Source organism: Pseudomonas sp. W2Aug9 (assembly GCF_023127755.1).
GTDB classification, from domain to species: domain Bacteria; phylum Pseudomonadota; class Gammaproteobacteria; order Pseudomonadales; family Pseudomonadaceae; genus Aquipseudomonas; species Aquipseudomonas synxantha_A.
Map to the genome: position 1 here is coordinate 296615 of NZ_SPKL01000008.1, position 13474 is coordinate 310088.

12 protein-coding genes are annotated in these 13474 nt (G+C 61.2%); 4 read left to right on the forward strand and 8 right to left on the reverse strand.

The window, feature by feature from the left end; all coding sequences use genetic code 11:
• From creB to creD, 3 genes are read left to right on the forward strand one after another with little or no spacing between them, the layout of a single operon-like run.
• Positions 1–669 carry a two-component system response regulator CreB gene (gene creB, locus E3O56_RS06015; protein WP_078822503.1) on the forward strand — a complete coding sequence of 223 codons (669 nt, stop codon included), beginning with the start codon at positions 1–3 and terminating at the stop codon, positions 667–669.
• Positions 669–2108 carry a two-component system sensor histidine kinase CreC gene (creC, locus tag E3O56_RS06020; protein WP_032879096.1) on the forward strand — a complete coding sequence of 480 codons (1440 nt, stop codon included), beginning with the start codon at positions 669–671 and terminating at the stop codon, positions 2106–2108. The genes creB and creC overlap by 1 nt, the downstream gene beginning before the upstream one ends.
• A 52-nt stretch (positions 2109–2160) precedes the next feature.
• On the forward strand, positions 2161–3510 hold the full coding sequence (gene creD, locus E3O56_RS06025; RefSeq protein ID WP_248127979.1) for a cell envelope integrity protein CreD: 1350 nt from the start codon (positions 2161–2163) through the stop codon (positions 3508–3510).
• Positions 3511–3696: 186 nt separating this feature from the next.
• Here the strand turns inward: creD and E3O56_RS06030 are convergent, their stop codons facing one another.
• The 8 genes from E3O56_RS06030 to E3O56_RS06065 form a co-directional block, all read right to left on the reverse strand.
• Entirely contained in the window at positions 3697–4326 is a 630-nt protein-coding gene (locus tag E3O56_RS06030) for a glutathione S-transferase family protein (protein ID WP_032879098.1), read from the reverse strand.
• A gap of 162 nt (positions 4327–4488) precedes the next feature.
• Positions 4489–4671, reverse strand: a complete 183-nt coding sequence (locus E3O56_RS06035) for a hypothetical protein (RefSeq protein ID WP_078822500.1) — start codon at positions 4669–4671, stop codon at positions 4489–4491.
• Positions 4668–5771: a PepSY-associated TM helix domain-containing protein gene (locus E3O56_RS06040; protein WP_248127980.1), complete on the reverse strand. Its 1104-nt coding sequence runs from the start codon at positions 5769–5771 to the stop codon at positions 4668–4670. The genes E3O56_RS06035 and E3O56_RS06040 overlap by 4 nt, the downstream gene beginning before the upstream one ends.
• Before the next feature lie 63 nt (positions 5772–5834).
• Positions 5835–8264 carry a TonB-dependent siderophore receptor gene (locus E3O56_RS06045; protein WP_248127981.1) on the reverse strand — a complete coding sequence of 810 codons (2430 nt, stop codon included), beginning with the start codon at positions 8262–8264 and terminating at the stop codon, positions 5835–5837.
• A 207-nt stretch (positions 8265–8471) separates the two neighbouring features.
• Positions 8472–9440: a FecR family protein gene (locus tag E3O56_RS06050; protein ID WP_248127982.1), complete on the reverse strand. Its 969-nt coding sequence runs from the start codon at positions 9438–9440 to the stop codon at positions 8472–8474.
• A complete protein-coding gene (locus tag E3O56_RS06055; protein ID WP_078822496.1) occupies positions 9437–9955 on the reverse strand; it encodes an RNA polymerase sigma factor in 519 nt (172 codons plus the stop codon). The genes E3O56_RS06050 and E3O56_RS06055 overlap by 4 nt, the downstream gene beginning before the upstream one ends.
• 100 nt (positions 9956–10055) lie before the next feature.
• Positions 10056–10763, reverse strand: coding sequence for a 3'-5' exonuclease (locus E3O56_RS06060; RefSeq protein ID WP_005792102.1), 708 nt, complete (start codon positions 10761–10763; stop codon positions 10056–10058).
• On the reverse strand, positions 10760–12682 hold the full coding sequence (locus E3O56_RS06065) for a putative nucleotidyltransferase substrate binding domain-containing protein (RefSeq protein ID WP_032881191.1): 1923 nt from the start codon (positions 12680–12682) through the stop codon (positions 10760–10762). Before E3O56_RS06065 ends, E3O56_RS06060 begins: the two co-directional genes overlap by 4 nt.
• Positions 12683–12927: 245 nt before the next feature.
• Here E3O56_RS06065 and E3O56_RS06070 point away from each other — a divergent pair, with 245 nt between their 5' ends.
• Positions 12928–13374, forward strand: coding sequence for a response regulator (locus tag E3O56_RS06070; RefSeq protein ID WP_032879104.1), 447 nt, complete (start codon positions 12928–12930; stop codon positions 13372–13374).
• The last annotated feature ends 100 nt before the right edge of the window (positions 13375–13474 follow it).

Here is a 13474-nt window from a genome sequence, read left to right on the forward strand (position 1 = left end):
ATGCCGCACATCCTGATTGTCGAAGACGAAGCGGCGATAGCCGACACGCTGATCTTTGCCCTGCAAGGCGAGGGCTTCACCACCACCTGGCTGACCCTTGGCCAGGCGGCGCTGGAGCATCAGCGCCAGAGCCCGGCCGACCTGATCATTCTCGACATCGGTCTGCCGGACATCACTGGCTTTGAAACCTGCAAGCACCTGCGCCGGTTCAGCGAAGTGCCAGTGATGTTCCTCAGTGCCCGGGATGCCGAGATCGACCGGGTGGTGGGGCTGGAAATCGGTGCCGACGATTATGTAGTCAAGCCCTTCAGCCCTCGGGAAGTAGCGGCGCGGGTCCGGGCGATTCTCAAGCGTGTTGGCCCGGGTGCGGCCCCGATGCTGTTCCAGGTGGACCTGGAGCGCATGCAGATCCACTATCGCGGGCAACCCCTGAGCCTCACGCGCCACGAGTTCCGCCTGCTGCAAAGCCTGTTGGAACAACCCGAGCGCGTGTTCAGCCGCGAGCAACTGCTGGACGCCGTCGGTGTGCCCGCCGATGCCGGCTACGAGCGCAATATCGACAGCCACATCAAAAGCCTGCGCAGCAAATTGCGTAGCGTGGCGGCACAGGCCGAGCCGATCCAGACCCATCGCGGCCTGGGCTACAGCTACAGCCCGAGCCACAGCTGATGCGCCTGGGGCTGCGGATTTTCCTGGTGTATGCGCTGTTTATCGGCCTGACCGGCTACTTCGTACTCAACACGGTGATGAAGGAAATCCGCCCCGGCGTGCGCCAGTCTACCGAAGAAACATTGGTAGACACCGCCAACCTGCTGGCTGAAATCCTGCGCGAAGATGTGAAGAACGGCACCCTGGGCCAGAGTCATTGGCCAGCGCTGCTCAAGGCTTACGGCAATCGCCAGCCGGGTGCGGTGATCTGGGGCCTGCCGAAAAACCAGGTCAACCATCGTATTTATGTGACCGACGCCAAGGGCAGGGTCCTGCTTGACTCCAGCGGTGAAGCAGTGGGCCAGGACTATTCGAAGTGGAACGACGTGTACCTGACCCTGCGCGGCGAATACGGTGCGCGCTCCACCCGCAGCGACGTGGACGATCCCGCGTCATCCGTGATGCACGTTGGGGCGCCGATTCGCGATAACGGCCAGATCATCGGCGTGGTCACCGTGGCCAAGCCCAACAGCTCGTTGCAACCCTACGTGGATCGCACTGAGCGCCGCCTGCTGTGGTACGGCGCGGGGCTGGTCATTCTGGGCCTGCTGCTGGGCGCGCTATTGTCGTGGTGGCTGACCGTCGCCCTCCGACGCCTTACTGCCTATGCCGAAGCCGTGAGCGAGGGCCGCCGCGCCGAGTTGCCGCATTATCGCGGCGGCGAGCTCAAGCAGTTGTCCACCGCCGTGGAACACATGCGCACGCAGTTGGAAGGCAAGGCTTATGTAGAACACTACGTGCATACGCTGACCCATGAATTGAAAAGCCCGTTGGCGGCGATTCGCGGTGCGGCGGAGCTGTTGCAGGGCGATATGAGCCGTGAGCAGCAGCAGCGGTTTGTCGGCAATATCGACAGCGAAAGCGCGCGCCTGCAACAGTTGATCGAACGCCTGTTGAACCTGGCCCAGGTTGAGCAACGTCAGGGGCTGGAGGAACAATCGAACATCCCGCTGGCGGTGTTGGTCGATGAGGTGCTCAAGGCCCAATGTGCGCGAATCGAAGGTGCCGGCTTGCAGGTGGAGCAGGTCATCGCCGCCGATGTGAAGGTGTTTGGCGAACCCTTCCTGCTGCGTCAGGCCCTGGGCAACCTGCTCGACAATGCGCTGGATTTCACCCCACCCGGCGGCACGCTGAGGTTCAGTGCCCAGGTGCGGCATAACGATGTTCAGGTCAGTCTGTTCAACCAGGCCGCGGCGATTCCCGATTACGCGCTGCCGCGCCTGAGCGAGCGGTTCTACTCGCTGCCACGTCCGGCCAGCGGGCGTAAAAGCACGGGCCTGGGGCTCAACTTTGTCGAGGAGGTGATGAAGCTGCACGGCGGCTCGCTGCAGATCGGCAATGTGCCAGGCGGCGTGCAAGCAGTGCTGCATCTCCACACAGTCTCCACATTGCCCACATAAATCCCCCATACCGGCTGGGCAGACTCTCCCCCATTCAAACAGGGAGAGACCCATGAACCGCAGCCTGCTTTTCAAACTTGGCGCGATTGCGCTGCTGATCCTGCTGTTGCTGATTCCGTTGCTGATGATCAACGGCATCATCACCGACCGCCAGCAACTGCGCGACGGCGTATTGATGGACATCGCCCGCAGCTCCAGTTACGCCCAGCGCCTCACCGGGCCGGTGATGGTGGTGCCGTTTCGCAAGACGGTGCGTGAATGGAAGCTCAATGAAAAGCTCAATAAACGCTACGAAGAAACCCGTGAAGAGCGTGGCCGGTTGTATTTCCTGCCGGAGCATTTCGAGCTCGACGGCAAGGTGCAAACCGAACTGCGTGCGCGGGGTATCTACCAGGCGCGGTTGTTCCATGCCGACAACCGTATCAGCGGGCGTTTTGAATTGCCTGCGCAGTTGGGAATCACCGAAGACTTTGCTGATTACCGCTTTGAGCCTGCGTTTCTGGCGGTGGGCATCAGCGATATTCGCGGCATTGAAAACGCTTTGAAGCTGGAGCTGGGTGATCAGCGCCTGGAGTTCTCGCCGGGCTCGCAGGTGGACTGGCTGGGCGAGGGCGTGCATGTGATGTTGCCGACGCAAGACGGCAAGAAACCTGCCGTGCTGGATTTCGCCTTCGACCTGCGTCTGCAAGGCACCGAACAACTGCAAGTGGTGCCGGTGGGCAAGACCAGCCAGGTGTCCCTGGCGTCCAACTGGCCGCACCCGAGTTTCATCGGCAACTTCCTGCCGGCTCAACGGGAAGTCAACGACGAGGGCTTCAGTGCCAGTTGGCAGACCTCATTCTTCTCCACCAACCTTGAACAAGCGCTGCAAAGCTGCCTGGACCGCCAGGGCTGCGAAGACTTCAACAACCGCAGCTTTGGCGTGAACTTCATCGACCCGGTGGACCAGTACCTCAAGAGCGACCGTGCGATCAAATACGCGCTGTTGTTTATCGCCCTGACCTTCGCTGGCTTCTTCCTGTTCGAAGTGCTCAAGAGCCTGGCGGTGCACCCGATTCAGTATGCACTGGTGGGTGTGGCGCTGGCGTTCTTCTACCTGTTGCTGTTGTCGCTGTCCGAGCATGTGGGCTTTGCCTTGGCGTACCTGATATCGGCCAGTGCCTGTGTGCTGTTGATCGGTTTCTACGTGTGCCACGTGCTGCGTAGCGTCGTCCATGGGCTGGGGTTCTCGGCAGGGTTGGCGGCGTTGTATGGCTTGTTGTTCGGGTTGCTCAGTGCCGAGGATTACGCGCTGTTGATGGGCTCGCTGTTGCTGTTTGGCCTGCTGGGCACGGTCATGGTGCTGACGCGCAAGCTGGATTGGTATGGGGTGGGTAAGCGCAAGGTGGAGCAAGTGCAATGATTGGGTTGCGGGAGGATCAGCAAGCGGGGGCGCAGTTGGCCTTAAGGATCGCCACCTTCCTCAATACCACCACCGTCCCCTGTGGGAGCGGGCTTGCCCGCGATAGAGGTGGTTCAGAAGCAGATGTACTGAATGACACGCCGCAATCGCGGGCAAGCCCGCTCCCACAGGGGGTAGGTATGCATGTCAGGCGGGCGGTTGGGTCTGCTGCATCGAAGGCCGCTGGCTGACCTCGGCGTACCAGGCGGCGAGCTTGGGGTTGTCCGAGCGCCACTGCATATCCGGATGGCGAAAGTCGAGGTAGCCCAGGGCGCAGGCGACGCTGATCGAAGCGATATCGAAATGGCTGGCCAGTTCGGCGATGGCGTCCTGCTCCAGCTCGGCGAGAGCGCGACGAATCTTGTTGCGCTGTTCGTCGAGCCATTGATCCCAGTGTTTTTCCAGCGGGCGCATGGCGGTCTCGTAACGCACCAGCACGGCGGCATCCATGATGCCGTCGGCCATCGAGGCCAACGTCAGGCGCCGCCAGCGCGCCGAGCCATCGCGAGGGATCAGCGGGTTGCCGACATGCTGGTGGTCGAAGTAATCGAGGATCACCCGGCTGTCGTGCAGTACTGAACCGTCGGCCAGGCGCAGCGCCGGGATCTTGCCCACCGGGTTGCCTTGCAGTACTTGGGCATCCGGGTTGACCGGTGTCGGCAGGCAAGCGTGCAGGGCCACGCGGTCCTGCTGGCCGGTCTCGCTCAGCAGCACGCGGACTTTGCGTACGAACGGCGAAGCGGGGTTGTGGAACAAGGTCATGCTGGGGGCGGACATGGGCATTCCTCGAAATGGACTGGGGCTAGCGTAGATGCTTGCGCAGTGGCTGGCGAGGGGGATTTTTGTGATCCAGAGGGCCTCATCGGGGGCAAGCCCCCTCCCACACTGGACGGCGTTCACAAATCAAATGTGGGAGGGGGCTTGCCCCCGATAGCGCCCTCAGCCGCGCCGCTTGCCCAACGCCCAAGCGCCAATGGCAGCAGGTACGCCCAACCCCACCCAACTCAAAGAATCCCACACCCCATCCCCCAGCAACGCCGCAAACAACCCGGCGGCACTGAGCAGGCCAATCCCCATTGGTATGCCAAACACTTTCCAGAAATTCGACTGCCGAGGCTTCATACCTTGGCCGCCTTGCGCCGCACGATCCACAAGTAAATGCCGCTGACCAGCACGACGATGGTCAGCACATCCAGCACTGCCCACAAGATCTTCATCGGCATCCCGCCGTAATCACCGAAGTGCAGCGGTTGGGACATGCCCATGGCGTCCATGTACCAAGGGCGCTCGGCGATGGCGGTGACGGCCAGGGTGCTGGCGTCGATCAGCACCGGCGTGAGCAGATGGGAGGTGAGGTGCGTGCTGCCTTTCATGAACACCGCATAGTGATGCTCGCTGGAGAAGCGTGTGCCGGGGAAGGCGATAAAGTCCGGCTCCATGCCCGACGCTGCCTGGGCGGCAATGCTCAGCAGCTCGGTGGCCGGTGCGCGGTGGGTCAGCGGCGGGGCGTTCTGGTAGGGTTCGATCATGGCGCTGAGGCTGTCCTGGCGCCAGGCGGCGATGATCAGGTCGGCGCAGGCGCTGATCACGCCGGTCACGCCCACCACCAGCGCCCACGTCAGGGTGACCACGCCGATCAGGTTGTGCAGGTCGAGCCAGCGCAGGCGGGTGGACTTGTCCTGGCGCACGGTGGCGAACTTCAAGCGGCGCATGAACGGCAGGTACAACACCGTGCCCGAAACAATCGCCAGCACGAACAGAAGGCCCATGAACGCCAGCAGCAACTTGCCCGGCAGGCCGGCGAACATGTCCACATGCAGACGCAGCAGGAACAGGGTCAGCCCGCCATTGGCCGCCGGGGTTTCCACTGCTTCGCCAGTGCGGGCGTCGAGCATGAAGGTGTGCGACGAGTTCGGCTCGGTGCCGGCCGTGGCGGCCATGATCGCGATCACACCGTTCTTGTCGTCTTCGTCCCACGCCAGGTACTGCATGGCCTCGCCGGGTCGATGGGCCTGGGCTTTGGCCACAAGCTGCTCAAGGTTGAGCTGCGGCGTATCGGCCGGCATCTGTGCCAGCTCGGGCTCGCTACCCAGCAGGTGGTCGATCTCGTGGTGGAACACCAACGGCAAGCCGGTGAGGGCGAGCAGTAGCAGGAATACGGTGCAGATCAGGCTGGTCCAGGTGTGGATGAAGGACCAGCGGCGGATGGTTTTGCTTTTCATTTTCGAGCCTTCAGATGCACCCAAGCCGCCCTGTGGGGCGGCCTGGTTGTTAACTCAAGCTGATCACCACTGGTAGGTGGCGCTGGCGACGACGCTGCGTTGGTCGCCGAAGTAGCAGTACGAGCCATCACAGGTGGAAATGTAGTCCTTGTTGAACAGGTTGGTCGCGTTCACTTTCACCGACGCGCCTTTAAGGCTGTTGTCGAGGCGACCGAGGTCGTAGTGCACGGCGCCGTCGAACACGGTGTAGGCATTGGCCTTGCCGGCCCAGGTATTGGCTTGGTCGCCATAGGTATTGCCGGTGTAGCGTGCGCCGAAGCCGATACCGAAACCGTCGAGGGCGCCGGTGTGCCAGGTGTAGTCGGTCCACAAGGAGGCTTGTTGGTTGGGCATCAATTGCAGGCGATTGCCTTTGAAATCGCCTTTTTGCACTTCGGATTTGGCCAGGGTATACGCCGCGATCACCTTGAGGTTTTCGGTGACGTCAGAGATGGCTTCCAGCTCCAGACCTTTGACTTTCACCTCGCCGGTCTGGTCGGTGACAGATACACCACCGGATTGGAAGCTGCTGACCAGAACGTTCTTCTGGGTCAGGTCATACACCGCTGCACTGAGCAGCGTGTTCGAGCCCGGCGGTTGGTACTTGATCCCCAATTCCCACTGCTTGCCCTCGGTGGGTTTATAGGACTCTGTAGGTGAAGCGCTGGCGTTGCTCGCCGGTTGGAACGATTCGGCGTAGGAAATGTACGGTACGAAGCCCGAGTCGAACACATAGCTCAGTGCCGCGTTACCGCTGAAATTCTTGCTGCGGTCAGTATTGGTCGCGTCGTTTTTGTTGAAGTAAGTTGTACCTTGGTGCACCCAGTCTTCACGGCCGCCCAGGGTCAGGCGCCAGTTGTCCAGCGCCATTTGGTCCTGCACGTAGAGACCGGTCTGGATGGTTTTCTGGTTGTAGTCGTAGAAAGCGCCGGAGCGTGCGGGGCGTTCAACCGGCGTGGTGTTGACCGGGTTGAAGATGTTGACTCTTCCGGCCTGCCCGTAAATCGACAAGTACGAGGTATCGGTACGCTGGTGGTCCAGTCCGAGCAGAAGGGTGTGGGTGACGTCACCGGTGGCGAAGTCGGCCTGAAAGTTGTTATCGACCGCCAATTGTCCGATGTTCTCGTCCACGTTGGTGGACGATCGATCGATATTGCCCTCAGCGTCGACCGGCGCCCAGCCATAGGCCCCCACGGTCAATTGCTGAAACGACAGTTCCGATTTGGTGTAACGCAGGTTCTGTTTGAACTGCCATGTATCGTTGAAACGGTGCTCGAATGCGTAGCCGAGTGCGTAATAGGTACGGTCGTAGAACTCGTAGTCCGGATCGCCCAGGTTCTTATGATGCGAAACGTCACCCAGCGGCGACTTGATCTTGGTGCCGACTATCGGCAGGAACTGGCTGGTAGCCCCGGTATCGTCACGGGTGAACTGTGACAGCAAGGTCAGCTTGGTATCGGTGTCGATATTCCAGGTCAGGCTCGGTGCGATGTTGTAGCGTTTGTTGTCGATGTGATCGACCTGGGTACCGGCATCGCGCACCACGCCGCCAACGCTGTAGAGAAACTGGCCTTCATTATCAATCTTGCCAGTGCTTTCGAAATTGATCTGGCGGTAGTTGTCACTGCCGTATTGCACCTGGATGGCGTGACTCGATTCAGCGCTGGGGCGGCGGCTGACCATGTCCAACAGGCCACCCGGTGGGGTCTGGCCGTAGACAGACGAGGCCGGACCGCGCAGCAAAGCGAGGCGATCCAGGTTCCAGGTTTCGGCTTTCGGGTTGGCATACACCCCGCGTGGCAGTGGCAGGCCATCGAGGAATTGCGTCGGCTCGAAGCCGCGTACGCGCATCCAGTCGTAGCGGGTGTCGCTGCCGTAGCTGGCGGAAACGATGCCAGGCATGTATTTGACCGCATCGTCGAGGTTCTGCACGTTGCGGTCTTGCATCTGCTCGCGGGTGGCCACCGAGATCGAACGTGGCGCCTCGACCAGCGCGGTATCGGTTTTGGTGCCGGCGGCGGTGCGCTTTGCCACATACCCCTCCACCGGCCCCCAAGCGCTTTCATAGCTACCCTGGCCGGTGATGTTGGTAGTCGGCAAGGCGACGACGCCCTCCGGAACCGGCACCAGGGTGTAAGTGCCCGTACTGCTTTGTTCCAACTGCAAGCCAGTACCGCGCAAGGCCTCGCGCAACGCGCTCTGTGCATCGAACTGGCCCTTGACCGGGGCCGAGGTCTTGCCGGCGGCGAGTGTCGGGTTGAGGGTCAGCGCCAGGCCAGCCTGGCTGGCGATCTGGTTCAGGGTGCTGGCCAATGGGGCTGCCGGCAGGTTATAGGCGCGCACGCTCAAGGCTTGTTCAGCAGCGATCAGCGAAGTGCTCGCCAGCGGGGCGCTGAGGGCAATGGCCAGGGCTAACAGACTGGGACGCAACAAGGTGTCTAGCGTGCGGGACATAAGGGCGGCTCCTGAATGGAAATATTTCTCAATTGCTTAGGTGCCGAGCGAGAATCGGAAAGTGATAGGGCTGGGTGAAACTATTTTTTTGGCGGTGTGTTTCAGGGCCTCATCGGGAGCAAGCCCCCTCCCACATTTTGATGTGTGAGTACCTTCCAATGTGGGAGGGGGCTTGCTCCCGATGGCGATTGCCCGGTCACCACAGAACTAAGGCTTGGCAGCTACAGTCACCCACCACGGCGTGTGCTGCTTGATCTGCACCGGCAAGGTCGGCAACAGCGCATTCAACGCCAGCGTGGTGTCGTGCAGGGGGAAGCTGCCGGTGATGCGCAGGTCGGCCACGTTGTCATCCACGCCCAGGTGCCCGGTGCGGTAGCGGCCCAGTTCTTCGATCACATCGCCCAGGCGGGCGTTGTCGACCACCAACATGCCGCGGGTCCAGGCGTCGGTGGCGGGTGTCACGGCCAGCAGCGGGCCAAGGCCATCGCTGCGCATCAACACTTGCTGGCCTGCTTTGAAAACGTGCTCCTGATGCAGCGCTTCAGGCTGGGCGGCTACGGCGGACTGCAACACGCTCAAGCGCGTAGCGTCGTCTTCGCGCTTGACGATAAACCGGGTACCCAGCGCTCGCAGGCTGCCGTCGCGGGTTTGCACATAGAACGGGCGTGAATCGTCGTGGCCGGTTTCGACGAGGATTTCGCCCTCCTGCAACACAATCAATCGGCGCTGTTCGTCGAAGCGCACATCTATGGCGCTATGGGTATTGAGGTTGATGGAAGTGCCATCGTCCAGTTTCAGTGTGCGTTGCTCGCCGGTGGCGGTGCGCTGGTCGGCCAGCCAGTAGTGGATCGGCACGTAACGCTCGCCGGCAAACAAGCCCAGGCCACACACCAGTACGATACTCGCCAGGCCACGGCCCAACTTGCGTACGCGCTGGCGAATGCCGTGGCGCGATTGCAGCAACGCCGCCCGGGCCGGGCCGGCGGCCACGCTGAAGCGCTGATCGAGCATGCCCAGTTGGCGCCAGGCACGGGCATGTTCCTCATCGCTGGCCAGCCATTTGGCGAACTCTTGCTGTTCCACCGCGCTGCCGTCGCCCGAGTCCAGAGACAGTTGCCAGGCAATCGCGGCATCCAGCACCCGTGCCGAAACCGGTTTGGAGCCAATGGGTGTCACGAGGGCTCGCCATACAGCGCGATGTAGCACTGACGTATACCTTGGGCCAGGTACTGGCGCACACGGGGCACCGACACACCGAGGCGCTGGGCGATTTCTGCGTGGCTCAGGCCGTCGAGGCGGTTGTAGAGGAACGCGGCGCGGGCCTTGCTCGACAGCTTGCCGAGCAGGCGGTCGATGGCCTTGAGGTCTTCAAGGATCAGTTGCTGTGCTTCCGGCGAAGGGTGTTCGCTTTCGGGGATCAGCATCAATTCGGTGAGATACGCCTGTTCCAGAGCGGCTCGACGGAAGTAGTCGAACAGCAGGCCCTTGGCGATGGCCACCAGGAACGCCCTGGGTTCACGGGGCTCGCGCAAGCCGTCGCGGCCCAGCAGGCGCATGAAGGTGTCCTGGCTCAGGTCTTCGGCGCGGCTCGGGCAGGCTACATTGCGGCGTAGCCAGGCCAACAGCCAGCCACGATGGTCGCGATACAACGCGCCAACAAGCTCACTGTGTGGGGTCTGGACCGACGACAAGGCATCACCGAATAAATAGTAGGTTTAAACTAACGAGAATTATTCGCGATTGTGTCAGAGGCGTGGGGTGGGCGCAATTAGCGTCTGTCGGGAGGTGACATTAAAACGATGGCGCTTGTTGGCGCCGTTTCCACTGGGCCAAACGCTCTTGCAGCGCGTGGGGCGTGTCGATCTGCTGCTGCCGTGCACGGCTGAACAGGATCAGCATCAGCTCCGCTGTGACCAGTGCATCGGCGCTGGCGTGATGACGCTCGCCGACCTGCAGCTGGAAATGCTTGACCCAGTCGTCCAGCCCGGCCTCGCGCAGCGTGGCGTCGGGGCACAAGAGCGGCGCCAGGTCGGCCACGTCGAGAAACGGGTGGGCCAGGCGATAACCCAGGCTGTCCTTGAGCGCCCGGCCCAGCATGTGTTGATCGAACGGTGCATGGAAGGCCAGCAACGGGCTGTCGCCCACGAATGCCATGAAATCCAGCAGTGCCTCGGCCGGGTCGCTGCCGGCGGCAATCGCACTGGGGCCGAGACCATGAATCAATACGCTGGGGCTGAGTTTGGTGTCGGTGCGTTGCAGGGTGCGTTCGAATAGTTGCGAAAAATCCACCGCACCGTCCTCGATCACCACGGCGCCGATGGACAGCACCTGGTCACGGTTTAGGTTCAGGCCGCTGGTTTCCAGATCCACCACGACCCAGCGTTGGTTGCGCAACGAACCATCGCCCAATGCGCAAGGCTTGGGCAGTTGTTCCAGGCGCTGTTGTTGCGCGGCATTCAGCCCCGGTTTTTGCTTATGAAACCAGCCGAACCAACTCACAGTTGATACCGCAAGGTCAGGCTGCTTTGCAGGCGCTGGGCCTGGCGCAGGGATTCACGCAGGATGCGTCGGTCGAGGTGGTTGAGGCTGTCGGGGTCGACGCGGTTGGAGTAGGGCTGGTTCTCGCGGGTCTGCAATTGGTGCTGCTGCATACGGGTTTGCTGAATGAAGTGGTAGGCCTCTTCGTAGGCCGCGCCATCCAGGGGCTCGATCACTTGCTTGTCGACCAACTGACGCAGGCGCTCCAGGGTGTTGTTGGCGTGGATACCATTGGCCAGGGCGAGCAGGCGTGCGCCATCGACAAAGGGGGTCAAGCCCTGCACCTTGAGATCCAGGGTGGCCTTTTCGCCGCCCTTGCGGGTCAGCACGAACTCGCGAAAGCGTCCCACCGGCGGGCGCTGGCGTAATGCGTTTTCGGCCAACATGCGCTGGAACAAACGGTTGTCCGCGACCTGATCGAGAATGCCCTGACGCAGTTGCTCGCAACCACGCTCGTCGCCCCACACTGCACGCAAATCAAAATAGATGCTCGAGCTAAGCAGGTTCTCCGGCGTCGCCTCGCGAATAAACGCGCCGAAGCGCCGCGCCCACTCCACCCGGGACAAGCACAGCTCGGGGTTGCCGGCCATGATATTGCCTTTGCACAGGCTGAAGCCGCACAGCGCCAGGCTTTGATTGATGTGCTGTGCCAGGGGAAGCAGCCGCTCACGGATCTGGGCAGCTTCGACTGCGTCCTTGGCCTCGAACAGAATGCCGTTGTCCTGGTCGGTGTACAGCGTTTGCTCGCGGCGGCCTTCGCTGCCGAAACACAGCCAACTGAATGGCACGCCGGGGTCGCCTTTTTCCGCCAGGGTCAGCTCGATCACCCGGCAGACGGTGTGGTCGTTGAGCAGCGTAATGATGTGGGTGATCTGGGTGGACGACGCGCCATGAGCAAGCATACGTTCCACCAACTGACCGATTTCACCGCGGATTGCCACCAGGTTGTCGACCCGGGGCGCGTTGCGGATAGTGCGAGCCAGGTGCACCAGGTCCACGCGTTGCAAAGAGAACAAGTCACGCTCGGACACCACGCCGCAGAGGCGCTGGTCTTTGACCAGGCACACATGGGCGATATGCCGTTCGGTCATGGCGATAGCGGCGTCGAAGGCACTGTGGTCCGGGCTCAGGAAGAACGGCGCCTGGGTCATATGGCCGTCAATGCCCTGGCTGAAATCGCTGGTGCCGTCGGCCACCACCTGGCGCAGGTCACGCAGGGTAAAGATGCCCAGGGGCGCCTTGTGTTCGTCCACGATCACAATGCTGCCGACCTGTTGCTCGTGCATCAACGTGACCGCTTCACGCAACGGCGTGTGCGGGCTGCACGTCACCGGGTGGCGCATGGCCAATTCGCCCAGGCGGGTATTCAGGGAGTATTGGGTACCGAGGGTTTCCACGGCTTTTTGCTGCACTTGCTGGTTGACTTGGTCGAGCAGGCTACTGACACCACGCAAGGCAAAATCACGAAACGGGCTGGAAAGGGCAAACAGCTTGATAAACGCCGGCTTGTTCAGTTGCAGGCAGAAGGTGTCTTGCGCGGCTTTATGTTCGGTGCGGGTCGCACGTTCACCCAGCAATGCGGCGAGGGGGAAGCACTCGCCGGTAGTGATTTCGAAGGTGGGATCTGGCGAGTCTGGCCGCTCGCCAATCACCCGGCCCTGTTTGACGATATAGAAATGCTCGACCGGCCCGCCCGACGGTTTGAGGATGCTCTCGCCCTGGCCATAGAAGCGCAGTTGGCACTGTTCCACCAGAAAGGCCAGGTGCGCCGGTTCCATCTGGTTGAACGGCGGGAAGCGTTGCAGCAATTGCAAGGTGCCGTGGATGTTCTGCAACACAGCAGTTTTACCCGCCTGTTCGAATGCATCAGCTTTACTCATAACAGTGACCGCAGTTTTTTTGTCGTTATCGTGCTGCATGGTCGACTCCTGCACCGCGGGTGCCCATTGGACGTAAGTCTAGGTCGGTGAAAACGCTGCAAAACTAGGGAAAAACCTTACATGACTATCGTCCAAACCCCGTAGAACGCCCACTAGGCAAACTTTCCGACGAAGTGCACATTGTTCGACCTTGCACAGATGTCTGACGAGTGCTGGGAGATTGATTTAGAACTGCTGAGAAACGTATGTCCGACCACGATATTTTGAGTGATGCCGAGCGCGAGGCGCTGAGCGCCGTGATGCTCGAGCCTGATTTACCGCCCCAACGCGTATTGATCGTGGACGACGACAAGGATGCGCGTGAACTGTTGGCGGAAATCCTGGGGCTGGACGGTATTCGTTGCTTGACCGCCGACAGTGGTGAGGCGGCATGGGATTTGTTGAAATCGAGCGGCTCTATCGGTTTGCTGATCACCGACCTGCGCATGCAGCCCAGCAACGGCCTGGAGTTGATCCGTCAGGTGCGTGAGTCGACCCGGGCGGCGCTGCCGATCATCATCATGTCGGGTGACGCCGAAGCGCCGGATGTGATCGATGCGATGCACTTGAGTGTGGTGGATTTCTTGCTCAAGCCGATAGATAGCGTGAAGTTGGCGAAGTTGGTGAAGCGGGAGTTGGGGATGGCTTCCTGATTTTTGTGATGCTGTGATGGCCTCATCGGGAGCAAGCCCTCTCCCACATTTTGAACTGCGAACACTTTTAGAATGTGGGAGGGGGCTTGCTCCCGATTGC